Raw genomic sequence first — 25906 nt, 5'->3', positions numbered from 1 at the left:
CAGGAGAGAGGACGCTCGTACCGATGAGCTCCAAGCCCAAACGCCCCCAGCACGTCTTCGTGGTCGACCGCACCGAGCGGCTGACGCCGCACATGGTGCGCGTCCACCTCGGCGGACCGGCCTTCGACGACTTCGTGGGCACGGCCGATCCGGACAAGCTGGCCGCCACCGACAAGTACGTCAAGCTCCTGCTCGCCAAGCCGTCGCTCGGCCTCGAGCCGCCGTACGACCTCGAGGCGCTGCGCGACACCCTGCCGAAGCAGGACCGGCCGGCCCGCCGCACCTACACGGTGCGGGCCGTCGACCACACCGCGAGGACGATCGCGGTCGACTTCGTCGTGCACGGCGACGACGGGCTCGCCGGGCCCTGGGCCGCAGCGGCGCAGCCCGGCGACCAGCTCGCCCTGTCCGGTCCCGGCGGTGGCTACGCGCCCGTGGACGACCCGGACGTGACGCACGTCCTGCTCGGCGACGACAGCGCCCTGCCGGCCATCGGCGCCGCGCTGGAGTCCATGGCCGACACGGCCACGGGCATCGCCCTGGTCGAGGTCGCCGGCCCGGCCGACGAGCAGCAGATCGCGCACCCGGCCGGGGTCGACCTGCGGTGGCTGCACCGCGACGCCACCGGCGCCCAGCCGGGCACGCTCCTGCTGGACGCAGCCCGGGCGCTGCCCCGCGTCTCCCGGCCGGTCCAGGTCTTCGCGCACGGCGAGCGGACCGCGATGAAGGCGATCCGTCGGCTGCTGCAGGACGACTGGGGGCTCGAGAAGCGCGAGATGTCGCTGTCCGCCTACTGGGCGCTCGGGCGCGGCGAGGACCAGTTCCAGGAGGAGAAGCGCGAGCCGGTCGGCGTGATCTTCACCGACTGACGGCCGGCTGCCTGCGCGGTCCTTCCCAGAGCGGGTGCGATGGGAGCGCAGAGCAGCCGGGAGGCGCGGGGCACGTCGGTGGGTCCGGCTAGCGTTCCGGACATGGTCACCTCGTCGTGCTGCGTGCCGGGTTGCGCAGGCACCGCTGCGGACGCGCTCGCGGGCGTGCCCCTGTGCGCCACGCACGTCACGCTGGTGACCGAGTTCGCGGCCGAGCACGTCGGCGTCGAAGACGCGCTTCCGGGGCCCTGCGCAGTCTGCGGGTCGCGCATCGGCGTGCGGTTCCCGTCCGGCTTCGTCTGCGCGCGGTGCGAGTGGCGGTGGGGCGACGTGCCCGACGGCGACCTCGCTCCCCCGCGGGTCGACGTCGTGTACTACCTGCGGATGCGCGACGACTTCGGCGACCGGGTGAAGATCGGCACGACGACGAACCCGCGCCAGCGGCTGGCCGCGATCCCGCACCAGGACCTGCTGGCGTTCGAGCGGGGCGACCGGTCGCTCGAACGCCACCGGCACACGCAGTTCGCCGCCACGCGGTACCCCGGCACCGAGTGGTTCCGGGCGACGCCGGAGCTGCTCGCGCACGTCGACGCCGTCGCCGCCGGCGTGGAGGACCCGTGGGACCTGCACGCCCGGTGGACGAGCGAGGCACTCGCGCTGCGCGGCTGACCGGAGCGGGCCGTGGCACGATCGCGCCGTCGGCCCGCTCGGGCAGGTCAGGCGGCCCGGAGCATCCGGTCGGCGGTGCGGAGCGACAGCGCCATGATCGTCAGCGCCGGGTTCGCGATGACGGCGCTCGGGAACACCGAGTTGTCGGCGATCCAGAGGTTCGGGACGTCCCACGAGCGGCCGTCGGGGTCGACGACCGAGGTCTCGCGGTCCGCGCCCATGCGGGCCGTGCCGATGGTGTGCGCGGTGCGCTCGAGGACCCGGACGTCCTTGCCGCCGGCGGCCTCGACGATGGTGGTCATGGTGCGGACGGCGTGACGGCGGATCGCGTCCTCGTTGGACCCGGGCGTGAACGACACCCGTGCGCGCGGGACACCGTGCTCGTCGACCTCGTCCGCGAGCACCAGACGGTTGTCGTCGTACGGCAGGCACTCGGCGTTGATGCCGACGCCCGCCGAGTACGGGTAGTCCTGCAGTGCCCGCACCAGTTCGGCGCCGCGCAGGCCGCCGCCCCGGACGAGCGTGTTGGCGAAGGTCTGCGGCTGCACCCCGAGGCTCTGGATCAGGTACCCGCCGGCGAAGTCGGCGTCGGCGGGTCGGACGAAGTCCTCGGTGATGATCGACGAGGGGTAGCCGCGGTAGGAGCGCATCGACTGGTCGAAGCGGGCCCAGACCTGGGTGGCGCCGTGCGCGGTGAAGTTCCGGCCGACCTGGTCGCTGCCGTTCGCGATCCCGGTGTGCAGCAGCAGTCGCGGGGTCTCGACGCCGCCGGCGGCGAGCACGAGCGACCGGCAGCGCTGCCGGTGCTCGCGGCCGTCGTGGGTGTACAGCACGGCGCTGACCTCGCCCGCGGCGTCGAGCTCGATGCCGTGCACGAACGAGTCCGGCCGGATCTCGGCGCCGAAGGCCACGGCGGCCGGCAGGTACGTCGTGTCCATCGAGACCTTGGCGCCGTTGCGGCAGCCCTGGTGGCACGAGCCGCAGGACACGCAGGCATGGCGCAGACCGTGGTGCTCCTGGTGGCGGTCCTCGGTGGTCAGGCCGACGGGGGCGTCGGTCGCGGTGATGCCGGCGGCCGCTGCTCCGCGCATCATCATGTCCGACGAGGCGTTGCGCGCCGGCGGACGCATCCGGTATCGGCGCGACGGGTCCCACGGGTAGTGCTCGGGACCGGCCACCCCGACGTCGTGCTCGACCTGCTCGATCCAGCCGGTGAGCTCGGCGTGGCTGATGGGCCAGTCCTGGCCCTGGCCGCTCTCGGAGCGCAGGCGCAGGTCGTGCTCGCTCGGGCGCGGTGTGAACGCACCCCAGTGCAGCGTCGAGCCGCCCACGCCGGTCCCGCTGTTGTTCGGGCCGAACGCGGTCGGTGCTCCGCCGCCGCTCAGCCGCTCGTCCATCCAGTTGATGTCGCCGGGTGCGGCGACCTCGTCGGGCACGTGGTCGCCCGGCTCGGTGTTGCGACCGGCCTCGAGGGCGACGACCCGCAGGCCGCGACGGGCCAGGGAGGCCAGCAGGGGGGCTCCGCCGGCGCCGGTCCCGACGACCACCACGTCGACGACGTCGTCCGTGCCGTAGGTGCGCTGTCCGTCGAGTCTCATCGTGCTGCTTCCGTCGTCGTGGTGTCGTCGTGGGTGTCGTCGCGGCGGTGGGGTGCCGGTGGCTCCCAGGCCTCGCGCTGGTCGGCGGCGAGCAGCTGGAACCCCTGCTTGCGCACGCCGTCGCCGCCGTTCGCGAAGCCGTCGAAGTCGATCGCCGCCATCGTCGCGGGGTGGGCCAGCCAGTGCTTCACGAGGTCGACGCTGGCGTCCTCGAACCAGGCGCGCAGCTGCTCGGCGTCGAGCACGCCGTCGGCACGGTACCGACCGGCGGAGACGTCCTGCAGCGTGCGGTCGAGCACGCCGTCCTGCGCCGGCCCGGCGAGCACGTCGAGCGCCGCCCGGTACGCCTCGACGTCGTCCGGCATGCCGTCGACGCGCCATCCGTCACCGAGCCCCGCGGCGAGCTGGTCGTCGACGCGCAGGGCGAGGTCGACCTGACCGTCGCCGGGCTGTGGGACGACGATCCGGGCGATGGCACGGAGGGTCTGCAGCTGGAGCGCCGTGAGCGCGCGCGGCGCGGCGGTCGGGTCGTCGGGCAGCGCGCGTGCCGCCAACAGGGAGCGCATGCGGGCGCTGACCCGCGGCGAGGCGATGACCCGTGCCTGCTCGACGGGCACGACGGGAGCCCCGGTGAAGCGGCGGGTCCAGAAGTCGCGGATGCGGTCGGCCACCGCCTCGGGCTGTTCCCACGGCAGCAGGTGCGCAGCGCCCTCGACGACGTGGAGCTCCGAGTCCGGCCAGTGCGGGAGCGTGAGGCGACGCTGCGCCTCGGCGTCGAGGTCGCCGTCCTCGGCACCGGCGAGCACGAGCGCCGGCACGGGGTTCGGCGCCGCGTCCGACCAGTCCTCGCGGCTGCCGCGCGTGAGCCACGCCGTCCACGCGCCGGGATCGGTGCGCTGGACGTCCTGCACGGCGGTCGTGTGCCGCTCGGGCGCCAGGGTGGACGCGGTGTTCGCATCGACGAACTCGGCGGCGTGGGTCGCGCCGATCGGGCCGCCCGCCGCCCAGGACAGCATCGCGGCGCGGCGCTCGTCGTCCATCGGTTCCGGCGCCAGCGGGGAGGCCGCCAGCAGCACGACGGCGCGCAGGCCGAACAGGCCGTTGGCACCCGACATGGTGCGGTCGGCGACGACCGTGGCCACCTTGCCGCCCATGGAGTGCCCGATGAGCACCCACTCGCTCGCGCCGCTCGCACCGATCGTGCGCTCCACGAGCACGGCCATCTCCTCGACGGTGGTGCCGGACGACGCAGGGCTGCGGCCGAAGCCGGGCAGGTCGATGCCGATGAGTTCGAGGTCGTCACGGATCAGGGCGCGGCGGAGCAGGGCGAACTCCTCGGAGCTCGCCCCCAACGCGTGGAGGCAGAACGCAGGGGTCACCCGTCTTGCCTACCGGTCGCTCCGCGGCGGACCCAGGCGGCGTGTACCCCGACGGCCGATCCTGTCCCCCGATCGGTCATCGTGCGTACGCGTCGACGAAGAGGTCGCCACGGATGTGCCGCAGGGTGTCGGCGAGCCGATCGACCGTCCGGCCGGAGATGCCGGACACCTGCAGGTCGTACGGGCCGATCGCCGGCAGTCGCCCGGTGCGGATGCGCACGACCTCCCAGCCCACGGCGCGGACCGCGCGGTCCTTCTTGCGGTCGGTCTCCTGTCGCGGCCCGACGTGTTCGAGGCCGTGCCGACCGGTCGAGTCGTACTCGATCGCCACGCGGAGCTCCGGCAGGATGATGTCCGGCCAGACCTCGACGTGGTCGAAGAACGGCCGGTCGAGGCGGATCGCCGAGTGGTCGTAGGTGAACGCGAACCGGTCGGACAGCGCGGCACGCAGCTCGGCTTCGACCGCGGACGCCGTCGCCGGTGCGCAGACGCTCGCGAACGACTCACCCGACGGCAGCCGCGGGGTCTTCGGGCAGATCGTGCGGGGCACGGGCTGGTTCGCGCGTCGCGGTCCCCCCGCCACCGGTCGACGCGCACGGGTGCGGCTCGAGGCCACGGCACCCGCCGGGGTGCCGCGGGAGGGCGCCGCCGGCAGGGTCTGGCGGCCGGTGGCACGGACCACCCGCTGCGGGACCGGCACCTGCGACGGCCAGTCGGACGGCAGGACCGGCCAGCGCTGCGGCTGCGCCTGCACCGCGCACTCCGGGCACCACACCGAGCGCCGGCGTTCACGACCGGGTCGGGACCGCTGCTCGGCGGGGGTGGCGACGAAGACGTGACCGACGTCGCACTCCCAGGTCAGCAGGACCTCGGCCGCCGGCGGGACCTGGGTCAGGACGACACCGTGGTTCCAGTCGGGGTGGTACTGGCGGATGAGCACCGGGTAGGGCGCCCAGTCGGCGCGGAACTGCCCGACGGCGTACGGCACCGCCTCGCCGCGCGACCACTGTCGGCGGCGCCACCACGCGTCGACGGGTTCGGCCACGTCCACACGCTAGGCACCGCCACCGACACTGCCGTCGACACCGCGGGACGGCGACGGGCGCTCAGCGTGCGAGGGCCTGCTTCGCGTACGCCACGAGCGCGTTCGCGTGGCCGTGCCCGAGCCCGTGCTCGGTCTTCAGCCAGGCGACGACCTGCATGTGCGGGTGGTCGTCCAGCTGATCGGCGACCAGGTCGAGCCACTCCTGGACGGGGCGGCCGTACGTCGTCTCGATGCTCGGGAAGTACGACGCCGGGCCCTTCGGCTTGCTGCCGTCCGCCGGGGGCACGGGAGCGGTCACGCGGTGCGCTGTCATGGCAGAACCGTACTGCGCACACGGCGTCACGGAACGTCATGCGCGGGGCGACTGTGACGCCGCGTTCCGCCCCGTAGCGGTGTGTTGCACCGTGCGTTGTCCAGGCACCGCGACCCTTCTACGGTCGCGACATGACCGACACCAGAACGGGACCGCCCCGGGACGCGACCAGCGCCGTCGCCGGGACCGATGCGGTCGACGCGACCAGCGTCGACGACGCGGCCGGATCGCGGGGCGCACCACGGGCCTCCCGGACGACGGACGCGACCGTCGACGCGGCCGGACGCGCCGCGCTCGACCGACCCGTCGTCCCGTTGCGGCACCCGCTGCGTTGGATCGCCGCAGCCGTCGTGCTGGTGGTGCTCCTGAACTTCGTCGAGACCCTGTTCACGAACGAGTCGTGGGGCTGGCCGGCCGTCGGGAAGTGGCTGTTCAGCCCGGCGATCCTGACCGGTTTGCAGCTCACGCTCGTGGCGACGGCACTCAGCGCGGTCATCAGCTTCACCGGCGGCATCGTCGTCGCGATCGCCCGGCTCTCACGCAACCCGGTGCTGTCCGGGCTGGCGTGGGGGTACGTCTGGCTGTTCCGTTCCGTGCCGCTCATCCTGGTGCTCGTCTTCCTGTACAACCTCGGGTCGCTGTACCCGACCATCGGCATCGGGATCCCCTTCGGGCCGCAGGTCGAGGTCACCACGGCGAACGTCCTCGGCGACCTGGCGATCGGGGTCATCGGGTTGAGCCTGAGCGAGATCGCGTACGCGTCCGAGATCGTCCGTGCCGGGGTACTGGCCGTCGACCACGGCCAGCACGAGGCCGCGCAGGCGCTGGGGCTCCCCCGCCGTCGCCAGTTCGTGCGGGTGATCCTGCCGCAGGCACTCCGGTCGATCGTGCCGGCGTTCGTGAACCAGGTCGTCGGGCTGCTCAAGGCGTCGTCGCTGCTGTTCTACGTGTCGCTGCTGGACCTGTTCGGCGTCGTCCAGAACCTGTCCAGCACCTACCCGACCGACATCATCCCGCTGCTCGTCGTCGCGACGCTCTGGTACCTCGCGCTCACCAGCGCGGTGTCGGTCGTGCAGTACTACGTCGAGCGGTGGACCGCTCGCGGGTCGGTACGGGCGTTGCCGCCCACGCCGTTCCAGCGGGTGCGGGCCGCGGTGCGTCGCGGTTCCGGACGCGGGCCGGGTCGGCCTGGAGGCCCGGATCGCGCCCGGCAGGCCGCCTCCGCCGCGGCCGTGGTCGCGTCCGGCCCCGGTTCCACCATCGACGACAGGACCATCTGATGAGCGCGGCGATCAGCATCCACGGAGCCGTCAAGGCGTTCGGCGACACGGTCGTCGTCGACGGCGTCGACCTGTCGTTGCCGTCCGGGAGCGTCACCGTGGTCCTCGGTCCCTCGGGGTCCGGCAAGTCCACGCTGCTGCGCGCGATCAACCACCTCGAACCGCTCGACCGCGGGGTCGTCACCGTCGGCGGCGAGACCATCGGCGTCCGGCTCCGGACCGGGCGCGACGGGGTCCCGCGCTACAAGGAGCTGCCCGAGCGCCTGATCCTGCGGCAGCGGTCGCGGATCGGGTTCGTGTTCCAGCACTTCAACCTGTTCCCGCACCTGACCGCGCTCGAGAACGTGGCAGAGGGGCCGATCGCCGCCGGGGTCCCCCGTGCCGTGGCGCGCGACCGTGCGGCGGCGCTGCTCGAGCGGGTCGGACTCGGCGACCGTGGCGACACCCGGCCGCGGCAACTCTCCGGCGGGCAGCAGCAGCGCGTGGCCATCGCGCGGGCGCTGGCGCTCGAGCCGTCGGTCGTCCTGCTCGACGAACCGACCTCGGCGCTCGACCCGGAGCTCGTCGGCGAGGTGCTCGGGGTCATCCGGGGGTTGGCGGACACGGGCACCACGCTCGTCATCGTCACCCACGAGATCGCCTTCGCCCGCGAGGTCGCCGACCACGTCGTGTTCCTCGACCACGGCCGGGTCGTTGAGCAGGGCTCCCCCGCCCAGGTGCTCGACGATCCGCAGCACGCCCGCACGCGGGACTTCCTGTCCCGCGTGCGCTGACGCCGTCCCCTCGACGTTCCTTCTTCCCCTTCCACCCGATCCCAGGAGAACCATGTCCCCCACCACCCCTTCCCGCTGGCGGAACCGCGCCGGAGCCCTCGTCCTCGCCACCGGAGTCGTCGTCGCCCTCGCCGGGTGCGCCACGTCGGCGACGGCCGGCTCCGGCTCCGGCTCTGGCGCGTCCGACGGCACGGTCACGATCGGCGCCGCGTCGAACGGTGCCGCCACCGAGACGAAGGTCACCGTCGACGCGGACGAGAAGCTGCACGACGAACTCCCCGCATCGGTCAAGAAGTCCGGCAAGCTCGTCGTCGGCATCGGTGCGCTGCCGGCCGGGTTCCCGCCGCTCGCGTTCACCGGCGACGACCAGAAGACGCTGACCGGCTCCGAGCCCGACCTCGGCCGGCTCGTCGCCGCGAAGCTCGGCCTCGAGGCCCAGGTCGAGAACGCCACGTGGGACAACCTGTTCGTCGGGATCGACGGCGGCAAGTACGACGCCGGGTTCTCGAACATCACGGTGACCGAGCAGCGCAAGGAGAAGTACGACTTCGCCTCGTACCGCCAGGACAACCTCGCACTGCAGGTGCCGGAGGACTCCTCGTTGACGTTCGACGGCGACCCGTCCGTGCTCGCCGGCAAGACCGTCGCCGTCAGTTCCGGCACCAACCAGGAGCTCATCCTGCTCGGCTGGAAGGCCGACCTCGCGAAGCAGGGCAAGACCATCACGATCAAGTACTACCCGGACGGCAACGCCGTGAAGCTGGCGCTCGACTCCGGCAAGATCGACGCGTACTTCGGGCCGAACCCGACGGTCGCGTACCAGAACACGTTGAGCGCGGACGGTGCGAACCCGACGAAGACCGCGGGCACGTTCTCCGGCGCGGGCGGGGACCTGCAGGGGCTCATCGCGGCGACGACGAAGCAGGACAGCGGGCTCGCCGAGCCCATCGCGGACGCCATCGACGAGCTGATCGACGACGGCACCTACGCGAAGTGGCTCAAGGCCTACAACCTGTCGAACGAGGCCGTGGAGCACTCCGAGGTGAACCCCGAGGGGCTGCCGCTCGACGCGAGCTGACGCCGGGTTCGGGCTCGGGCCCGTCCGACTCGGAACGACTCCCTCGATGTCGCACGACGACGAGGGAGTCGTTCTGTGCCCGCGCGGCGGTCGGCGCCGACGCTCGTTGCGGGCGCATCGTCCGACACTGCACGAGGTGATCGACGCGTGCATCGTCGGAACATGCACGTGCACTCAATGCATGTGCACAGGACGACGATCCACCTGACGATCGACGAGTGGAACGTCGGAACATGCACGCGCACCGACCCCGAACGACTTCGTCGACGTCGCACGACGACCACGGTGTCGCTCGTTGCACGCGCCACTGGTTGTACGCGCGCACGAACGACGAGCCCGACGTCGTACGACATCGAGCTCGTCGTTCCGGGTCGACACAGGTCAGTCCGGTCAGCGCACCAGTGCGGTCAGCGCACCCCGGCACCCACGCCAGCCCCCGCACGGGCAGTACCCGCGCCAGCACCGGCACCCGCACCCCGCGCGGCCCACTCCGCGGCGAGCAGCTCGTACGAGCGCACCCGGGCGTCGTGGTCGTGGGTGATCGTCGTCACGAGGAGCTCGTCCGCGCCGGTTGCCCGCTGCAGCACCTCGAGGCGGTCGGCGACGGCCGTGGCGTCGCCGACGAACCGGGTGGCGAGCCGATCGGCGACCGACGCCGCCTCCGCCGCAGCGAGCGGCGCAGCCCGTGCCGAGGACGGCGTCGGGTACTCGATCGCCCCGACGCCGGAGCGGATCGAGTGCACCCACTCCGCGTACCCGAGCGACAGCTCCGCAGCCTCGGCCTCCGTGCGCCCGACGACGACGTCCGCCGACACGATGACGTGCGGTGCCTCGAGCACGCCGGGGCGGAACGCGTCGCGGTAGGCCTGCACCGACGCCAGGACCGTGCCGGGCGACGTGTGGTAGTTCGCGCCGTACGGCAGTCCGAGTGCTCCGGCGATCCGGGCGCTCTCGCCTCCGGTCGACCCGTGGATCCAGAGCTCGACGGCGGCTCCGGTGGCGGGCGGCGCCTCGACGACGGCGCCGTCCCGCGACCAGGTGCCGGCGAACAGCGCACGGACGAGGTCCAGCTCGCCCTCGAACCGGTCGACGTCGCCGGGCACCCGCCCGAGCAGCTCCCCCTGCAGGGCGAACCGGCTGCCCGGTGCGATGCGGAAGTCGAAGGGTGCGGGGACGAGCAGTCCGTCGACGACCTCGTCCGACCGGGGCGCGAGCGACGGCGGCTTCGGGGTACCGGGAGCCGGCGCCCCGGAGCGGCCGAGCCCGAGGTCGATCCGCGGCCCGTACAGCGCAGCGAGGGTGCCGAAGGTCTCGGCGATCTGCAGCCCGCGGACGTTGCCGACGAGCGTCGCCGCACTGCCGACCCGGATCGTGGACGTGGCGGCGGCGACCGCACCGATCACGATGGTCGGCGCGCTGCCGGCCACCCCGGGGTTGAGGTGGTGCTCGGCGAGCCAGTAGCGGGCGTACCCGGCGCGTTCCGCGGCGACGGCCAGGTCGACGGTGCGGTGCAGCGCCGTGGCGGCGGACGACCCGGCGGTGACCGGCACCAGGTCGAGCACTGAGAGCGGCACCCGTCCAGCGGCGCTCACGAGGCGTCCTTCCACGCGCCGGTCAGCTGGTCGAGCCGGGTGTCGGCCCCGAACACGATGCCGTGCACGGTCGGCGCCGGCGCGATGATGCTGGTGAGTTCGTGCACCGGGACGAAGTCGACCTGGGACGCGATGCGCTGCTGGATCTCCCCGAAGGTGGCCGACCGGTCGGACGCCGACGACTGCGACAGCTCCTTCGTGAACAGCGCGTCGAGCGTCGTGTCCGACGCGCCGATCGACTGGGCGCCCGAGCTGGAGAACTTCGACCGCAGGACGTCGCCGTCGGCGCGCGAGCTGTTGTCCCACGACAGGTCCCAGTCGCCGCTCGTCAGGTTGGCGAGGTACTGCGGCACGGTCCCGCTCTCGAGGGTGACGCCGACGCCGATCTTCTTCAGCTCCTGCTGGATGAGTTCGAGCGAGGTCTGGTTCGGCCCGAAGTTCGTGATCCAGACGAGCTTGAGCTGCAGCTTCTGGCCGTCCTTCGCGCGGACGCCGTCCGAGCCCCTCTCCCACCCGGCGGCGTCGAGCGCCTTCTTCGCCGCGGCGGGGTCGTACGAGATCGTCGACGAGGTGTCGGTGTAGCCCGGAGTGGTCGAGCCGAGGACCGAGTCCGCGACCTTGAAGAGGCCGTTGAGCGAGGTGTCGCGGACCGCCTTCGGGTCGACGGCCTGTGCGATCGCCTTCCGGACGACCAGGTCGGACACGATCGGCCGCTTCTGGTTGAACGTCAAGCCGAACACCTGACCCGGGTTGGCGCGGGTGACGAGGTCGTACTGCGCCTGCAGGGTGTCGACGTCGCTCGGCTGCACGCTGCTGATCGCGTCGAGCTGGCCGGACTGCAGGCTGCCGGTGCGGACGCTGGCTTCGGGGACGACCTGGAACGTCACCTCGGACAGGTGCGCCGCCCCGGCGTTCGACCGCGCGGCGGGACCCCAGTCGTAGTCCTTCCGCTTCGTGAGGACGGTGGAGGTGTTCTTCGTGTACGACTGCAGCGTGAACGGCCCGGTGCCGATCACGGCCTTCCCGTCGGCACGGTCGTCGAACGGGGTCTCGGTGGTCTTCGGGGCGACGATGCCGAGGGCGACCGACGCCGTGGCGTTCGGGAACGCGGCGTTCGGCGTCGAGAATTCGACCTCGACCGTGTCGTCGTCGACGACCTTCGTCCCCGTGTAACCGGAGAAGTACGCGGCGGCCGTGCTCGATGCGCCGGCCGAGGCGATGTCGTCGAAGGTGTCCTTGACGGCCGTCGCGTCGAACGCGGTGCCGTCCGAGAACGTGACACCGGAGCGCAGGTCGAACGTGAACGCGGTGGCGTCGGCGTTCGCCGAGTACTTCGTCGCCAACCACGGCTTGAGCGAGCCGTCGGACGGGTCCTGCCAGAGCAGCGAGTCGACGAGCTGCCGCGTGATCGCGAGCGTGTCGTTGCCCGCGCCGGTGCCCGTCGGGTTGAGCGTGATCGGGTCGTTCGCGATGGCGTAGGTGAGCGAGCCGCCGTCGACGGGCTTCGACGACGAGGACGTCGACGCGGTACCGCCCGATGAGCAGGCCGCCATGACCAGGGCCGCCGCGGTGCCGGCCGCGATCGCGGCCACCAGACGGAACGGGGTGCGGTGGGTGGTCATGAGACTCCTTCGGTGGTGGGGACGCGCCGGGATCGTCCCGGGATCGCGTCGAGCAGTGCGCGCGTGTACTCGTGCTGCGGGTCGTGCAGCACCTGCGCCACGTCGCCGTGCTCCACGACACGGCCGCCGCGCAGGACGGACACCTCGTGCGCGATGCGACGGACGACGGCGAGGTCGTGCGAGATGAACAGGTAGGAGACGCCGAGCGTCGACTGCAGCTCCGCGAGCAGGTCGAGGATCTGCGCCTGGACGGACACGTCGAGTGCGGAGACCGGTTCGTCGAGGACGATGAACGACGGATCGAGTGCGAGCGCGCGGGCGATCGCCACACGCTGCCGCTGTCCGCCGGACAGTTCCGCCGGTCGACGACCGAGCACGGACGACGGCAGCGCGACGAGGTCGAGCAGCTCCGCCGCCCGTGCCGCGCGGGACCGCCGGGTGCCGATGCCGAAGGCCGCGAGCGGGTCCGCGATCACCGCCCCCACCGACAGCCGTGGGTGCAGCGCCGCGTACGGGTTCTGCTGCACGATCTGCGCCTGCCGCCGGTACGCCCGCAGCGCCGCACCGCGGGCTCCGCCCACGTCGGCGCCGTCGAACCGCACGCGGCCGGCGTCCGGGCGTTCGAGTCCGAGCACGAGGCGTGCGGTGGTCGACTTGCCCGAACCGGACTCCCCCACCAGCGCGAGGGTGCGGCCCCGCGGGACGGTCACGTCCACGCCGTCGACGGCGGTCACGCGGTCGAAGGACTTCCGCAGTCCGGTCGCGACGACGAGTGGGTCGGGGCGTTCGGACGGGAGGCCCGTGGCACCTCCCACGGACACGGTCACGTCGTCGAGACTGGGCGCCGCTGCGATCAGTGCGCGCGTGTACGCCTCACGGGGTGCGCCGAGCACCTCGGCCGGGGTGCCCTGCTCGACGATCCGCCCCTCGGACATCACGACGATGCGGTCGGCCCGGTCGGCGGCGACCCCGAGGTCGTGCGTGATGAACAGCACGCTCGTGCCCCGTTCGGCGACGAGCCGGTCCAGGTGGTCGAGGATCGTCCGCTGGACCGTGACGTCGAGCGCGCTCGTCGGTTCGTCCGCGACGAGCAGCTCCGGGTCGCCGATCAGGGCGATCGCGATGAGCACCCGCTGCCGCATGCCGCCGGACAGCTCGTGCGGGTACTGCCGCGCGCGGAGTTCGGGTCGGTCGATGCCGGCACGGCGGAGCTCCTCGACGGCGCGTTCCCGAGCCTCGGCACCGGTGGCGAGCCCGTGGATCCGGAGCACCTCGGCGACCTGGGTGCCGATCCGCGTCACGGGGTTGAGCGACACCGTCGGGTCCTGCGGCACGAAGCCGATCCGGACGCCGCGCACGGACCGCACCTGGCGGTCGGTCGCGGTGACCAGGTCGAGGTCCCCGGATTCGTCGGCCACCCCGGAGAGCCGCACCGTGCCTCCCGTCAGGTCCGCCGCTGCGGGCAGGAGCCGGAGGACCGCGTGCGCCGTCGTCGACTTGCCCGAACCGGACTCACCGACGATGGCGACGCGCTCGCCGCGGCCGACCTCGAGCGAGACGCCGTGGAGCGCGGTGCGCGCACTGCTGCCGCGGCCGTAGGTGACGGTCAGGTCTCGGATGCTGAGCAGGCTCATCGGACGGCCCTCCGCTCGGTGTCGAGCGCGCGGGCGACGCGGTTGCCGGCGAGCACCGTGAGGGCGATCACGAGGCCGGGGATGGTCGTGAGCCACCACGAGGACGCGATGTAGTCGCGCCCGGTGGCGACGAGGGAACCCCACTCGGGCTGCGGTGGCTGCGCCCCGTAACCGAGGAAGCTCAGGCTGGAGACGGCGAGGATCGCGGTGCCGAACTCGAGGGCGGCGAGCACCAGGACGGGGCCGGCCGCGTTCGGCAGTACGTGCACGGCCAGCACGCGCCACCAGCGGTTGCCGTTCGCGCTCGCCGCCTCGACGTACGGCGCGGTGCGGACCCGGACGACCTCGGAGCGCATGATGCGGGCGATCGTGGCGATGCTCGCGACGCCGACCGCCACCGCGACGTTCACGGTGCCGAAGCCGAGCACGGTGACGATCGTCAGCGAGAGCAGCAGGCTCGGGATCGCGAGCAGGACGTCGGCGGCACGCATGAGCACGGCGTCGACGACCCCGCCGACGAAACCGGCGACGAGCCCGACGAGCGAGCCGCCGACCAGCCCGATGACGATCGCGAGGACCGCGGCCTGCAGTGTGAGCGCGGTGCCGTGCACGACGCGGGCGTACAGGTCACGGCCGAGCTGGTCGGTGCCGAACCAGTGCGCGGCGTCGGGAGCGGTGAGCTTGGCGGCCGGGTCGGCGGCGAGCGGGTCGTGGTGGGTGAGCGCCCCGGGCAGGAGCGCGGCGAGGACGACGAGGGCGAGCCAGACGAGGGCGACGGTGAGCGTCGGACGGGCGACGAGCGCACGGAGCGCTGTCGTGGTGCCGCCGGGGAGGCGGTCGGTGGCGAGCGACGCGGGGCGCACGATGGCGAGCTGCGTGGTCTCGGTCATGCGTGGACCGCCTTCGGTTCGGTGGCGCTGGACGAGGTGGTGCCGGACGAGGTGGTGCCGGACGGGGTGGTGCCGGGCGTCGCGCCCGGTGTCGCGCCGTCCTGGTCGCGGAGCTTCCGACGGCTGCCGGCGACCACGACGCGCGGGTCGAGCAGCGGGTACACGAGGTCGACGACCAGGTTCACGACGACGAAGATCGCGGCGGCGAGGAGGACGATGCCCTGCACGACGGGGATGTCCTGCTGCTGCACGGCGGTCGCGGTGACCCGGCCGAGGCCCGGGCGGGAGAACACCGTCTCGGTCACGACGGTTCCGGAGAACAGCTGTCCGACGATGAGTCCCGTCACGGTGAGTGCGGGCAGCGCGGCGTTCTTGAGCGCGTGCCGGAGCTGCACCCGCCACCGCCCGGCACCCTTGGCGTACGCGGTGTCCACGTACGGCTCACGGAGGGTCTGGACGAGGGACTTCGACAGCAGCTGGGCGATCGTGGCACCGGTCGGCAGCGCCAGGGTGATCGCCGGCAGCACGACCGATGCCGGGCCCTCGCCACCGAACGCCGGGAAGACGTGCAGCCCGAACGAGAACCACTGCACCAGCAGCAGCGCGAACCAGAACCCGGGGATCGCGACGCCGATCGGGGGCAGCTGGAGCAGGAACTGGCCGAGGGCCCGGTTCCGGGTCCACGTCGCCAGGACCGCGATCCCGCCGCCGAACACGATCGCGAGCACGAGGCCGGCGACCGCGATCTGGGCGGTCGGCGCGATCGCTTCGCCGATGACGTCGGCGACCGGTCGACCGACGCCGATCGAGCGGCCGAGGTCGCCGGTGAGCAGGGCGCCGAGGTGCTGGACGTACTGCACGAGCACCGGCTGGTCGAGGCCGTACTGGTGCCGGAGCGCGTCGAGCTGTGCCGCCGTCACGTCGGTGGCGTCGGGACCGACCATGATCCGGGCCGGGTCGCTCGGCAGCACGTAGAGGACGAAGAACGAGATCGTCCACGCCGCCCAGAGCACGAGCACGGCCTGGCCGATGCGGGAGAGCAGGTAGCGGGTCATGCCGCCACCGCCGTCCGCGCCGTCCACCCGAGCGCCGGTGCGACCTTCGCCACGACGTCCGAGACGATCTGCTCGTACTCGTCACCGGCGAACTCGTAGGGCAGCTCGATCCGGAACTCGTCGACCTCGGCCAGCGTGGCGTCGTGCACGAGCTGCTCGACGATCTGCTCGGCGGGACCCACCAGGTCGGCGGAGAACAGGGTCCGCCGCGGTCCCTGGGGCGCGGTCTGCCGTGCGAGACGGGACTCGTACCAGGTGCGGTACCGCTCGCGCGAGACCCGGTCGGCCGAGTCGGTCGGGACGACGCACCGGCCCCAGGCCACGCGGGGCGTGCGGCCGGTCGGCAGCGCGGCGCGGTACGCCGCGAGCTGGTTCCGCTGGGCGGTGCCGTGGTCGTCGGTACCCTCGCCCGAGGTGAGGTTGCCGAGCAGCAGGTTGAGGCCGGAACTGCCGGCGAAGGAAGCCGACCGGAGCGACCCGCCGCCGTACCAGACCCGGTCGACCAGACCCGGCGCGTACGGCTGCAACCGGGGGCGCTGGACGTTCCCGGGGCTCTGGATGACGGTGTCGTCCGCGCCGAGGAACGCGCCGCGCAGGTTCTCCACGAACCGGGAAACCCGCCCGTACCCGCGGTCGAACGCGCGCCAGTCGCCGTCGAACACCAGGTCGCCGAGGATCTCGGCGTGCGGCGACCCGGTGGACAGCCCGACCTGCAGCCGCCCGTGCGCCAGGACGTCGGCGAGCGAGAAGTCCTCGGCCAGGCGGAAGGGACTCTCCCACCCGATCGGCACGACGGCAACGCCGAGCTCGATGGACGTGGTGCGCTGCGACGCCGCCGCCAGGAAGACCGCGGCCGAGCCGATGCCGTGCTCGAGGTGCCGGTGCCGGACCCAGGCGCCGTCGACGCCGAGCCGCTCGGCCGTGGCGAAGAGGTCGAGGGTGGCCTCGAGACCGTCGACGGGGGCGTCGTCCTCGAAGTTGCCGGGGACGAGGATCGCGAGGCTGGAGATCGTCACGCGAGCACCCCGGCGGATGCTGCCGCACGCGCCGGACCCGCCGCAGCGGCCGTGCGTGCGGCGGCCGATCGGTCGCGGACCGTGCCGGGCAGGTCGAGCGTCTGCCGGAGGGTCGCACCCTCGTCGTAGGACTGCCGGTAGACGCCGCGCTCCTGCAGCAGCGGGACGACCGTGTCGACGAACTCGTCGAGGCCGTACGGGTTGGTGTGCGGCACGACGACGAACCCGTCGGTGGCGCGCTCCTGCACGTACCGGTCGATCTCGGCGGCGATGTGCGACGCCGTCCCGACGAACCCGCCGCGGGTCGAGGCGCGGATGACGAGGTCGCGGATCGACAGGTGCTCGGCCTCGGCCAGGTCCCGCCACGACCGCACCAGGGCGGGGACGTCGCGGGTGTGCCGTGCGCGCCCGCGGGTGATCGCGGTGCCCTCGTAGTCGGGCTCGATCGTCGGCAGCGGTCCGTCGACGTCGTACGACGACAGGTCGCGGTTCCAGACCTGCTCGAGGAACGCGATCGCCGTGGCCGGGCTGACCTGGGCGCGCCGGATGGCGTTCGACCGCTCCTCGGCGTCCTCCGCCGACGAGCCGATCACGAACGTCGCACCGGGCAGGATCTGCAACTCGTCCTTCGACCGTCCGAACCGCTCGAGCCGGTCGGTGACGTCGCGGTAGAACGCCTGCGCGTCGTCGAACTCGGTGTGCAGCGAGAAGATCACCTCGGCGTTCGCGGCGGCGAGGTCGCGCCCCTCGTCGGAGTCACCGGCCTGCACGATCACCGGGTGCCGCTGCGGACTGCGGGGCACCGGGAACGTGCCGGTGACGTCGAACTGCGGGCCGTGGTGGTCGACGTCGTGGATGCGGGACCGGTCGGCGAACACGCCGTCCGCCAGTGCGCCGCCCGCGGCGGTGTCCGCGACGACGGCGTCGGCCTGCCACGAGTCCCAGAGCTCGCGGGACACCGCGATGAACTCGGCAGCGCGCGTGTACCGGTCGGCGTGGTCGAGGAACCCGCCGCGGCGGAAGTTCGCACCGTGGAACGCGTCCGAGCTCGTCACGACGTTCCACCCGGCACGACCGTCGGTCAGGTGGTCGAGCGTGGCGAGCTGCTTCGCGAGCTCCACGGGCTCGTTGAACGTCGTCTGCAGGGTGCCGACCAGACCGATGTGGTCGGTGACCCCGGCCAGGGCCGCCAGGACCGCGAGGGTGTTCGGACGCCCGACGACGTCGAGGTCGTGGACGCGGCCCTTCTGCTCGCGGAGCCGCAGGCCCTCGGCGAGGAACAGGAAGTCGAAGAACCCGCGCTCCGCGTTCCGGGCGAAGTGCTCGAACGACGAGAACGCGATCTGGCTCTCGGCGCGGTCGTCGCTCCAGATCGTGGTGTTGTTGACGCCCGGGAAGTGGGCGGCGAGGTGGACCTGACGCTTGGTGCTCATGCTGAGACCTCCGAGGAGACGGAACCGGCGGGTGCGGACGCGTACCGGCTGACCGCCGGGGCGACGCCGAGCCGCGTGCGCAGGTCGGCGGTGGGACGGGACGCCACGTCGGCGCGGAGCCCGGCGGTGACGAGCGCGGGGACGAGCTGCCGCGCGATGGCGGTGCTGTCGAGCGGGATGCGCAGGGGGCGCAGCCGGACGCCGGCGAAGCCGAGGCCCCGCAGGTCCCCGATGAGCGACACCAGTTCGGGCACCGTCGTCGCGAGCACGGACGTGTCCGACGCCGCCGCGTACGCGCTCCCGGCAGCGCCGTCGAGCGCGGCGAGCTCGTCGGCCGCGGCAGCGGACGAGGACCCGATCAGCACCGCGAGGTCGGCGAGGACCGGACGACGGACGGCAGACCCGGCCACCTGCTCGAGGTGACGGACCTCGTCCAACAGGTCCCGCGCCTCCCGTCCGTCGTACCCGGGCGTGACCAGCACGACGTCCGCAGCGTCCACGGCGAACGCCGCAGCGTCGGCGCGGTGGGCCAGGGCGAAGACCGGCGGCCGCCCCTGCGGCGACCGCGGCACGATCGACGCGCCGTGGACGGACAGGTGGCGGCCCGCGTACTCGGCGTTGTGGATCCGGTCGCGGTCGATGAAGCGGCCGGTGGTGACGTCGCGGATGATCGCGTCGTCGTCCCAGCTGTCCCAGAGGCGCGAGACGACCTCCGCCGCCTCGCGGGCCTCGTCGAACAGCGTGGCCGCGTCGTCGCCGCCGGGTCGACGGCCGAACAGGGCCGCCTCGCGGGTCGTCGGACTCACCTGGATCCGCCAGCCGGCTCGCCCCAGCGAGACGTGGTCGAGGGTCTGGAGGCCCGTGGCGACGTGGAACGGCTCGGTGTGCGTCACCGAGACGGTCGGCACCAGACCGACGGCGCGGGTCGCGGGGGCGACCGCGTTCGCGACGAGGAGGGCGTCGAGGCGGCCGACGACGGTCGTGGTGTCGAGGTCGTCCGCCGCGTCCACCGGGCCGGCGGTGAAGGAGTCCTCGATCGTGACGGCGTCGACGCCGAGGCGGTCCTGCTCCACGACGACGTCGCGCCAGTGCCGGAGGCTGGACAGGCGCTGCGCGACCGGGCCGGCGACGCGCCAGGCGGCGGGGTGCCAGCCGGCGCCCTGCAGCGCGGTGACGAGGGTGATGCGGTCGGGCATGGCAGTCCTCCTAGTGGGTGTGCGCGGCGTGGTCGGCGGCGGCCGGTGCCGAGTCGGCAGGGGTTGCGTGGGCCGGGGACGCGTCGGCGGGGGTCGCGTCGGCGCCGAACTTGAAGCCGAGTCGGCCGTGCGCGAAGCCGCCGCCGGCGCGGATCGCGGTGGCGACCCAGGCGGCCTCGGCGAGCTCGGCCTCGGTCGCACCGGCCGTCACCGCGCGCTGGCTGTGGCCGTCGATGCAGTACACGCACTGCGTGGTGATGCCGACGGCGAGGGCGATGAGCTCCCGGTACTTCAGCGGGATCGCGCGGCCCTCGGCCTGGAACACCGACTCGTCGAACTGGACGAAGGCCTTGAAGATGTCCGGGGTCTGCTGCTTGTAGACCTTCGTGAAGGTCTTGTCCTGCTCGCGGTCGAGGTAGTCGGTCATGTCGGCGACGCTAGGGCGGTCGGGGCCCCGAGGCGACGGGTGTTGCGGACCGTGACCGGCGGTGTCGCCGTGTGACGCGGTGCCGCCGGTTGGCCGTCACACAGCGTCACGCGGGGCGCGGTGCGCGCGGTCCGCACGGTGCGGCCTCCGTCGGTCGGTGCGAGGTTGCCCGCTCCGTGAGCGGCTGCAAGCCCGCACGGTGCGCCCAACCTCGCACCGGATCAACGCACTCGCACCGTGCGGCAGGCGCGGCCGCTCCGCGGTCCTCGCACCGTGCGACGTCAGAGCCCCCGGGCGCGCGCCGCGAACCGCCCGCGCAACGTCACGTCCTCGTACGACCGGTGGAACACCCCGCGGCGCTGCAGGATCGGCACGAGCTCGTCCACGACGGTCTCGAGGCCCCGCGGGAACTCGTCGATCATCAGGTTGAAGCCGTCGGCGGCACCGGTGCGGTACCAGTCCTCGATGGTGTCGGCGGCCTGTTCCGGGGTCCCGACCACGATCCGGGCGCCGTACCCACCGAAGCCCCGCAGCACGTGCCGCAGCGAGGTGTTGTTGGCGCGCACCCACCGCACGACGGTCTCGTGGTACCCGAGCGAGGGCCCGTAGGTGACCGGGTCGACCTCGCGGTCGAGGATCGCCGACGGGATCGGCGCGTCCGGGTCGAGCCCCGACAGGTCGGCGTCGAGGTGGGTCCCGAGCGCCCGGAGCGAGTAGCCGTCCGGCGCGAGGGCCTCGAGTTCGTCGAACCGGCGCTGCGCCTCGGCCTCGGTGCTGCCGAGCACGAGCGACAGCCCCGGCACGATCGCGACGTCCGCCGCGCTCCGCCCGTGCGTCTCGGCGGCGGCCTTGACGGCGCGGCGGTGCTCCCGCGCCGGTTCCGGCGTCAACTCGACGGCGAAGACCCCCTCGGCGACCCGCGCAGCCAGGTCGCGGCCGTGGGGCGATCCCCCGGCCTGGAACACGACCGGGTGGCCCTGCGCCGACGGCGGGACCCGGAGCACGCCCTCGAGGTCCAGGAACTCGCCGTGGTGCACGACGGGGACCCCGGTGGCGGCGGAGCGCCAGAGCGCCGTCACCAGGTCCACGAACTCCCCCGCACGGGCGTAGCGCTCGGGCCGGTCGGGGTTCGTCGCGACGCCGAAGTTCGCGGACACCGAGCGGTCGTAGGTGGTGACGGCGTTCCAGGCGACGCGCCCGCCGGACACCGTGTCGAGCGAGAGCAGCCGCTCGGCGACGTCGAACGGGTCGTTGTACGTCGTCGACGCGGTGCCGACCAACCCGAGGTGACTCGTCGCGTCGGCGATCGCCCCGAGCGCGACGAACGGCTCGAGCAACCCGTACGCGCGGACGTTCGGGTCGCCGAACGCCGGGTGGTCGGCGAAGAAGACCATGTCGAGCAGGCCGCGTTCGGCGATGCGCCCGAGGTCGCCCCAGAACCCGGCCGAGAGCAGGTCGGTGGGCTCGACGTCCTGCGTCCGCCAGGCCGCGGGGCGCTGCCCGAAGCCCTGCAGGTTCACGCCGAGGATCAAGCCGGCGTCGCCGCCTGCGCCCGTCACGCGGTCACCGCCGTCGGGTCCGGGAGTCCCAGCAGGGTGCGGAGCGTCGGTCGCGCTGCTCGCGGTGGTCGTGGTGGTCGCGTCGCGGTCGACCGGGAGGCCCGGTGCGGCTCTGCCTCGGACCTCGCCGCCGGCAGCGGTGCGAGCGGGTGCGCGGTCACGCCCAGGACGAGGTCCGCTCCGGGCAGGTCGACGTCGTGCCAGACCGCGAGGACGGGTTCGCCCTGCCGGCTCGACGGCGTCGTGAGCGGTCCCCGGACGCGGTAGCCGTCCGGTCCGCCGTCGTGGTCGAGCGGTCGGATCCGGTCGGTGTGCGCGAAGAGCCCCGACGTGCGGTCCCCGACGATGCTGTCGAGCGGCCAGGTGCGCCACAGCCCGCGGAGCACCCGGGCGAACTCGGCAGGGTCGTGCTGCTCAGCGGTGCTCGCTGCGCCGTGGTCGCGGGCACCGACGACGGCGCCCACCCGACCGTCCAGGACGTGGTCGAGCGAGAGGACCCGGCGGGCGGCGTTGTACGGGTGCTCGCGGGTCGGGGCCACGGCGACGAGGAACCCGTGGTCCGGCAGCGCGCGGCCGAGGGCGAGCGTCGCGGTGGTGGGGTCCAGTCGGTGGCCGGTGCTCGTCGCCAGATCGAAGCGGTCGGTGCCGACGGCGACGACGACGGCACCGGAACCGGCGAGGCGGTCCGCGAGTCGGGCGATGCCGCCGGGTGTGGCTGCCGCTGCTGCGAGGTCCGCGTCCGGCACGGCGACGACGGGTGGTGCGGGGGCGGTGGTCACGGTGGTCCTCCCGTTCGGGTGCGCAGAACGGCCCGCCACGGTCGCCTCCCCAGCGTCCGTGGCGAGCCGGTGCACCGACCGTAGGGGCTCGCCTCGGCGCGGCGCACACAGGTGTCGGCGGGTTGCGCCCCGTGACGGTCCGTTACGGCCGAGCGGTCATCGGTCAGCGGTCAGCGGTCAGCGGTCCAGCGGACTCGCACCGTTGACGAGCAGGTCGGCGACGATGCGGCGCTTGTGCACCCTCGGGTTGTGCGACGACAGGGTGCGGGCGTTCCGCCAGTGCCGGTCGAGGCCGAGCGAGCGGAACGTCCCCGAGGACCCGAGGGCGTCGAACACCAGCGTCGTCGCGTCGAGCACCGCGTCGGTGACGACCGTCTGGGCGCGCGCCACGGCGACCCAGCTGCGTTCGAGCGCCGCCCGGAGCACCGGGTCGGTCGACGGTTCCGCACCGGCCGCACGCAGGGCGGTGTGCCGGTCGACGGCCGCGTCCGCCGGGCCGAGGCTCGCGGCGAACGCGGCGTCGGCGGCGTGCACCCGGGCGTCGACGGTGCCGATCACGCTCAGCAGCTCCGGATCGCGGGTCGGGTCGGCAGCGGTGCCGTTGTGGTGTCCACGTGCCCGGGATCGGAGTACCTCGACGCCCTCGCGCAGCGCGGCGCGACCGATGCCGACGAGGATCGCGTGCATCACCGTCTGGTAGTACTGCTCCTGGTACGGGTACCGGGTCGCGTACGGCAGCACCCGCTCGTCGGGCACCGGCACGTCGGTGTACGTCACGCTCCCGCTGCCGGTGATGCGCTGGCCGAAGCCGTCCCAGTCGTCACCCACCACGACGCCGGGGTCCTGGGCGTCGACGAGCGCGACGAACCGTGCACCGGAGTCGTCGAGCGCCAGGACCGTGATCCACCGGGCGTAGACGCTGCCCGTCGAGTAGAACTTCCGGCCGGTCAGCCGCCAGGTGCCTCCCGCATCGCGGACGATCCGCGTGGTCAGGTCGCCCCCGGCCGGGTTCGGCGACTCGCTCCACCCGCCCCCGACGAACTCGCCGTCCCCGAGCCGCGTGACGATCGCACGGTCGAACCCGGTGCCCTCGGCGTGCACGCGGTCCTCGACGAACGAGAAGTGGTTCCGCCACACGTGCGCCAGGTTCGGGTCGACCTCGGCGATCTCGGCGATCGCCCGGAACACGTCGGACAGACGGGCACCGACCCCGCCCCACGCGACCGGCGTCCGCCACCGTGCGAAGCCGGCATCGACGAGCCAGCCGAGCTGTTCCGTGGCGAGACGCTCCTCGCGTTCCCGCTGGCGGGCGTCGATGCCGATCCGCTCGATGACGGGCCGGAGCGGTGCGATCAGCTCGTCGTAGCGGTCATCGGCCGGGATCTCACTCGGACACATGGCGGCACGCTACCCAGGTGCGATCACGGCGCGGCCGGCCGCCGCAACGCGGGGCAACGGAGCGCAACCGGACGTCACACGGTCCACCGACGGCCTCACCACACGATGCGGGCGAACTCCTCGCGGAGCCGTCGGGCGCGGCCCGGGTTGACCTGCTCGACCCACCCGATGCGCCCGAGCAGGTGCGTCCGGAACTCCGGGTGACCCGAACGGTTCTGCGAGGCTGGCCCGTGCACCGCGGCGTTGTGCAGGACGGCGTGCAGCCGGTCGACCTCGCGGCGCCCGGGCGACGGCCGCTCGTTGACCACGACACCCGTGACCGACTGCCGGACCCCGCGGCGCCGCACCCGGGTCTTCGACGGGTTGAGGCGGTGCCCCTGCTCGGTCACGATCCGGTCGACGCCCCGCAGGAACGCGTCCGGGCGCGCGGCGAGCCGGTCGCCGCCGCTGAACGTCAGGTCGTCGGCGTAGCGGGTGTACACCGCGTCGACGGCCCCGGCCCACCCGGCCAGCCGGGCGTCCAGGTGCCGCAGCGAGGTGTTCGCCAGCGCGGGCGACGTCGGTGCGCCCTGGGGCAGGTGCGCCGTCGCCAACGCCTGGCGGAGCGCGTGGCGCTCCTCGGGCGAGCCGCCGGCCGGCATCGCGCTGAGCACGTGGACCGGTACCCGGTGGGTACAGAGCCCGGTGAGCACGTGCGCGAGCGGCTCCGCGAACCCGGCAGCCCGGAAGACGCCGTAGACGGTCGGCGCGGAGACGCTCGCGAAGAACGTGGTGAGGTCCGCGGTGACCACGACCTGCTGACCGGTGTGCACCGCTGCTCCCGTGACGACGCTCCGGCCGGGCACGAAGCCGTGCGCGGCGTCGTGCACCGGCAACATCGTCAGGAGCTCGTCGAGGATCGTCCGTTGGGTGCGGCGGAGCATGTCCATCGGCTTCTCGAGCAGGCGAGGCGCGCGACCGGGCCGGGTGATCCACTCGTGCCGGTGGTGGTGGAGCGGGCTCGAGGGCCCGGAGCGGCGGTTCCACGCTCGGGTGTCGGCGAGCCAGAGCAGCCGGCCGACGGTGAGGTCGAGTGCCCGGGCGAGCTCGGGCAGGGTGTCGACGAGCAACCGGCTCGCCGTCTCCGGACGGGCACGCACCGCGGTGGCCCGGCGCACGAGCACGCGGACCGGCCGGCGGTCCTCGCGCGACCGGTGCAGCGCGACGAGGCGCGGCGCAGCGGCGAGCACGGCCGCGAGCCGGCGCGGAGCGTCCACCGGCGGCCGCGGGTACGCCTCGAGCGCGGCGACGACCGCGAGCCCGACGTACGCGCGCTCGACGCCGACGACCACGTACCCGACGGCCGTCAGCTCGTCCGCCTCCCACCGCTCGGCAGTCAGGAACGCGTCAGCCAGCGCCGCGGTGACGGCTGCGAGGGGCGTGGGGTTCCCGGAGGACCTGTCGGTGCCTCCGTGCAGCGTCGCGCGCGGAGCGCGCTCGCCTGCTCGGGGCGTGTCGTCCTGCTGGTCCTGCGTGCCCCGGGGTGACCCCGGAGAGGTCGACGCGTCACGCGCGCCGGCCGCCTCCCCCGGGAACTCCACGCGATCACCCTACGACGGGCACCCGACGCGCACACCACCCCGGTCCGTGCCAGGATCGCCGGATGGTCTCGTACTTCCTGAGCCACGCCGAGGTCGTCGTGGAACCCGCCGAACCGATCGAGTCGTGGGGACTGTCCGTCGTCGGGCGCACCCGTGCCGGGCGGGCGGACGCGCTGGCGTGGGACTCGGGTGTCGATCGCATCGTGTCGAGCACGGAACGCAAGGCCGTCGAGACCGCCGAGCTGCTCGGGGCCGCGGTCGGGCACGTCCCGACGCAGGACGAGCTGCTCGGCGAGATCGACCGCAGCGCGACGGGCTACCTGCCACCGGCCGAGTTCGAGGGGGTCGTCGACCGGTTCTTCGCCGAGCCGGCCCGGTCGGTCCGCGGATGGGAGCGCGCCGTCGACGCCCAGGCCCGCATCGTCGGAGCGGTCCGGCGGCTCACTGCGGCGGGCGACGCGACCATCGTGTCGCACGGTGCGGTCGGGGCGCTCCTGCTCGCCGACCTGACGGGAGCGCCGGTGTCACGTGCGCTCGACCAGCCCGGCATGGGCAGCGTGTTCGCGTTCGATGCGCGGGCGTGGCGGGCGGCGAGCACCTGGGAGCGCGTGCCCCTCGCCTGACTCGCGCGCCGACCGCCGACGCCGAACGACACCGTGGCCGTCGTACGACATCGACCTCGTCGCTCCCGCGCGGCTGCAACGACCCGCGCGCGCAACGA

At 73.4% G+C, this 25906-nt stretch carries 23 protein-coding genes; 6 read left to right on the top strand and 17 right to left on the bottom strand.

Going from position 1 to position 25906, the window contains the following annotated elements:
* The first annotated feature begins 23 nt into the window (after positions 1-23).
* Together ACXKZB_RS09250 and ACXKZB_RS09245 are read left to right on the top strand one after the other, a co-directional pair.
* Complete coding sequence (locus tag ACXKZB_RS09250; RefSeq protein ID WP_488825827.1) at positions 24-869, top strand: siderophore-interacting protein; 846 nt, start codon at positions 24-26, stop codon at positions 867-869.
* Positions 870-971: 102 nt separating this feature from the next.
* Positions 972-1538 (top strand): GIY-YIG nuclease family protein, encoded by a 567-nt coding sequence (locus tag ACXKZB_RS09245; RefSeq protein ID WP_488825826.1) that lies wholly within the window; start codon positions 972-974, stop codon positions 1536-1538.
* A gap of 47 nt (positions 1539-1585) precedes the next feature.
* Here ACXKZB_RS09245 and ACXKZB_RS09240 read toward each other — a convergent pair whose 3' ends face one another.
* The 4 genes from ACXKZB_RS09240 to ACXKZB_RS09225 all read right to left on the bottom strand — a co-directional run bounded on the left by ACXKZB_RS09240 (position 1586) and on the right by ACXKZB_RS09225 (position 5873).
* The gene (locus ACXKZB_RS09240; protein WP_123312801.1) at positions 1586-3136 is read right to left on the bottom strand and encodes a GMC family oxidoreductase; all 1551 of its coding nucleotides are present in this window, start codon (positions 3134-3136) and stop codon (positions 1586-1588) included.
* Entirely contained in the window at positions 3133-4515 is a 1383-nt protein-coding gene (locus ACXKZB_RS09235; RefSeq protein WP_488825825.1) for an alpha/beta fold hydrolase, read from the bottom strand. The genes ACXKZB_RS09240 and ACXKZB_RS09235 overlap by 4 nt, the downstream gene beginning before the upstream one ends.
* 76 nt (positions 4516-4591) lie before the next feature.
* Positions 4592-5560 (bottom strand): hypothetical protein, encoded by a 969-nt coding sequence (locus tag ACXKZB_RS09230; RefSeq protein WP_488825824.1) that lies wholly within the window; start codon positions 5558-5560, stop codon positions 4592-4594.
* Between the two features lie 61 nt (positions 5561-5621).
* Positions 5622-5873 carry a DUF4287 domain-containing protein gene (locus tag ACXKZB_RS09225; protein WP_488825823.1) on the bottom strand — a complete coding sequence of 84 codons (252 nt, stop codon included), beginning with the start codon at positions 5871-5873 and terminating at the stop codon, positions 5622-5624.
* Between the two features lie 131 nt (positions 5874-6004).
* Here ACXKZB_RS09225 and ACXKZB_RS09220 point away from each other — a divergent pair, with 131 nt between their 5' ends.
* Genes ACXKZB_RS09220 through ACXKZB_RS09210 form a run of 3 tightly spaced genes read left to right on the top strand, consistent with a single transcriptional unit; the run spans position 6005 to position 9004 of the window.
* Positions 6005-7153 carry an amino acid ABC transporter permease gene (locus tag ACXKZB_RS09220; RefSeq protein WP_260233042.1) on the top strand — a complete coding sequence of 383 codons (1149 nt, stop codon included), beginning with the start codon at positions 6005-6007 and terminating at the stop codon, positions 7151-7153.
* Entirely contained in the window at positions 7153-7926 is a 774-nt protein-coding gene (locus tag ACXKZB_RS09215; protein ID WP_131846160.1) for an amino acid ABC transporter ATP-binding protein, read from the top strand. Before ACXKZB_RS09220 ends, ACXKZB_RS09215 begins: the two co-directional genes overlap by 1 nt.
* A 52-nt stretch (positions 7927-7978) precedes the next feature.
* Entirely contained in the window at positions 7979-9004 is a 1026-nt protein-coding gene (locus tag ACXKZB_RS09210) for a transporter substrate-binding domain-containing protein (RefSeq protein ID WP_488825821.1), read from the top strand.
* A 407-nt stretch (positions 9005-9411) separates the two neighbouring features.
* Here the strand turns inward: ACXKZB_RS09210 and ACXKZB_RS09205 are convergent, their stop codons facing one another.
* From ACXKZB_RS09205 to ACXKZB_RS09145, 13 genes are all read right to left on the bottom strand, one after another.
* Positions 9412-10596, bottom strand: a complete 1185-nt coding sequence (locus ACXKZB_RS09205) for an LLM class flavin-dependent oxidoreductase (protein WP_488825820.1) — start codon at positions 10594-10596, stop codon at positions 9412-9414.
* The gene (locus tag ACXKZB_RS09200) at positions 10593-12218 is read right to left on the bottom strand and encodes an ABC transporter substrate-binding protein (protein WP_488825818.1); all 1626 of its coding nucleotides are present in this window, start codon (positions 12216-12218) and stop codon (positions 10593-10595) included. Before ACXKZB_RS09200 ends, ACXKZB_RS09205 begins: the two co-directional genes overlap by 4 nt.
* Complete coding sequence (locus ACXKZB_RS09195; protein WP_488825816.1) at positions 12215-13852, bottom strand: dipeptide ABC transporter ATP-binding protein; 1638 nt, start codon at positions 13850-13852, stop codon at positions 12215-12217. The genes ACXKZB_RS09200 and ACXKZB_RS09195 overlap by 4 nt, the downstream gene beginning before the upstream one ends.
* Positions 13849-14742: an ABC transporter permease gene (locus tag ACXKZB_RS09190; protein ID WP_488825814.1), complete on the bottom strand. Its 894-nt coding sequence runs from the start codon at positions 14740-14742 to the stop codon at positions 13849-13851. Before ACXKZB_RS09190 ends, ACXKZB_RS09195 begins: the two co-directional genes overlap by 4 nt.
* Positions 14739-15797, bottom strand: coding sequence for an ABC transporter permease (locus tag ACXKZB_RS09185; protein ID WP_488825812.1), 1059 nt, complete (start codon positions 15795-15797; stop codon positions 14739-14741). Before ACXKZB_RS09185 ends, ACXKZB_RS09190 begins: the two co-directional genes overlap by 4 nt.
* Positions 15794-16813 carry an LLM class flavin-dependent oxidoreductase gene (locus tag ACXKZB_RS09180; protein ID WP_488825811.1) on the bottom strand — a complete coding sequence of 340 codons (1020 nt, stop codon included), beginning with the start codon at positions 16811-16813 and terminating at the stop codon, positions 15794-15796. The genes ACXKZB_RS09185 and ACXKZB_RS09180 overlap by 4 nt, the downstream gene beginning before the upstream one ends.
* Positions 16810-18246 (bottom strand): NtaA/DmoA family FMN-dependent monooxygenase, encoded by a 1437-nt coding sequence (locus tag ACXKZB_RS09175; RefSeq protein WP_488825810.1) that lies wholly within the window; start codon positions 18244-18246, stop codon positions 16810-16812. Before ACXKZB_RS09175 ends, ACXKZB_RS09180 begins: the two co-directional genes overlap by 4 nt.
* Complete coding sequence (locus ACXKZB_RS09170; protein WP_488825809.1) at positions 18243-19442, bottom strand: LLM class flavin-dependent oxidoreductase; 1200 nt, start codon at positions 19440-19442, stop codon at positions 18243-18245. The genes ACXKZB_RS09175 and ACXKZB_RS09170 overlap by 4 nt, the downstream gene beginning before the upstream one ends.
* 10 nt (positions 19443-19452) lie before the next feature.
* Positions 19453-19869 (bottom strand): carboxymuconolactone decarboxylase family protein, encoded by a 417-nt coding sequence (locus ACXKZB_RS09165; RefSeq protein WP_488825807.1) that lies wholly within the window; start codon positions 19867-19869, stop codon positions 19453-19455.
* 281 nt (positions 19870-20150) lie between these two features.
* Positions 20151-21428: an LLM class flavin-dependent oxidoreductase gene (locus tag ACXKZB_RS09160; protein WP_488825805.1), complete on the bottom strand. Its 1278-nt coding sequence runs from the start codon at positions 21426-21428 to the stop codon at positions 20151-20153.
* Positions 21425-22207, bottom strand: coding sequence for an LLM class oxidoreductase (locus ACXKZB_RS09155; RefSeq protein ID WP_488825803.1), 783 nt, complete (start codon positions 22205-22207; stop codon positions 21425-21427). Before ACXKZB_RS09155 ends, ACXKZB_RS09160 begins: the two co-directional genes overlap by 4 nt.
* Positions 22208-22384: 177 nt before the next feature.
* Positions 22385-23605 (bottom strand): acyl-CoA dehydrogenase family protein, encoded by a 1221-nt coding sequence (locus ACXKZB_RS09150; protein ID WP_488825802.1) that lies wholly within the window; start codon positions 23603-23605, stop codon positions 22385-22387.
* 95 nt (positions 23606-23700) lie between these two features.
* The gene (locus ACXKZB_RS09145; protein WP_488825801.1) at positions 23701-25185 is read right to left on the bottom strand and encodes a reverse transcriptase family protein; all 1485 of its coding nucleotides are present in this window, start codon (positions 25183-25185) and stop codon (positions 23701-23703) included.
* Positions 25186-25247: 62 nt separating this feature from the next.
* Here ACXKZB_RS09145 and ACXKZB_RS09140 point away from each other — a divergent pair, with 62 nt between their 5' ends.
* Positions 25248-25808 carry a histidine phosphatase family protein gene (locus ACXKZB_RS09140; protein WP_488825800.1) on the top strand — a complete coding sequence of 187 codons (561 nt, stop codon included), beginning with the start codon at positions 25248-25250 and terminating at the stop codon, positions 25806-25808.
* Positions 25809-25906 lie beyond the last annotated feature (98 nt).

It is taken from the genome of Curtobacterium sp. ABR8, assembly GCF_057812125.1.
Note: the sequence above shows the minus strand (reverse complement) of the source record. Positions and strands in the feature narration are given on the sequence as shown.

Bases quoted from the DNA above. Each gene is read 5' to 3' on its own strand.
- ACXKZB_RS09210 (WP_488825821.1), top strand. From the start codon at position 7,979: ATGTCCCCCACCACCCCTTCCCGCTGGCGGAACCGCGCCGGAGCCCTC.
- ACXKZB_RS09190 (WP_488825814.1), bottom strand. From the start codon at position 14,742: ATGACCGAGACCACGCAGCTCGCCATCGTGCGCCCCGCGTCGCTCGCC.
- ACXKZB_RS09195 (WP_488825816.1), bottom strand. From the start codon at position 13,852: ATGAGCCTGCTCAGCATCCGAGACCTGACCGTCACCTACGGCCGCGGC.
- ACXKZB_RS09245 (WP_488825826.1), top strand. From the start codon at position 972: ATGGTCACCTCGTCGTGCTGCGTGCCGGGTTGCGCAGGCACCGCTGCG.
- ACXKZB_RS09170 (WP_488825809.1), bottom strand. From the start codon at position 19,442: ATGCCCGACCGCATCACCCTCGTCACCGCGCTGCAGGGCGCCGGCTGG.
- ACXKZB_RS09185 (WP_488825812.1), bottom strand. From the start codon at position 15,797: ATGACCCGCTACCTGCTCTCCCGCATCGGCCAGGCCGTGCTCGTGCTC.
- ACXKZB_RS09175 (WP_488825810.1), bottom strand. From the start codon at position 18,246: ATGAGCACCAAGCGTCAGGTCCACCTCGCCGCCCACTTCCCGGGCGTC.
- ACXKZB_RS09200 (WP_488825818.1), bottom strand. From the start codon at position 12,218: ATGACCACCCACCGCACCCCGTTCCGTCTGGTGGCCGCGATCGCGGCC.
- ACXKZB_RS09215 (WP_131846160.1), top strand. From the start codon at position 7,153: ATGAGCGCGGCGATCAGCATCCACGGAGCCGTCAAGGCGTTCGGCGAC.
- ACXKZB_RS09165 (WP_488825807.1), bottom strand. From the start codon at position 19,869: ATGACCGACTACCTCGACCGCGAGCAGGACAAGACCTTCACGAAGGTC.
- ACXKZB_RS09220 (WP_260233042.1), top strand. From the start codon at position 6,005: ATGACCGACACCAGAACGGGACCGCCCCGGGACGCGACCAGCGCCGTC.
- ACXKZB_RS09225 (WP_488825823.1), bottom strand. From the start codon at position 5,873: ATGACAGCGCACCGCGTGACCGCTCCCGTGCCCCCGGCGGACGGCAGC.
- ACXKZB_RS09140 (WP_488825800.1), top strand. From the start codon at position 25,248: ATGGTCTCGTACTTCCTGAGCCACGCCGAGGTCGTCGTGGAACCCGCC.
- ACXKZB_RS09240 (WP_123312801.1), bottom strand. From the start codon at position 3,136: ATGAGACTCGACGGACAGCGCACCTACGGCACGGACGACGTCGTCGAC.
- ACXKZB_RS09250 (WP_488825827.1), top strand. From the start codon at position 24: ATGAGCTCCAAGCCCAAACGCCCCCAGCACGTCTTCGTGGTCGACCGC.
- ACXKZB_RS09150 (WP_488825802.1), bottom strand. From the start codon at position 23,605: ATGTGTCCGAGTGAGATCCCGGCCGATGACCGCTACGACGAGCTGATC.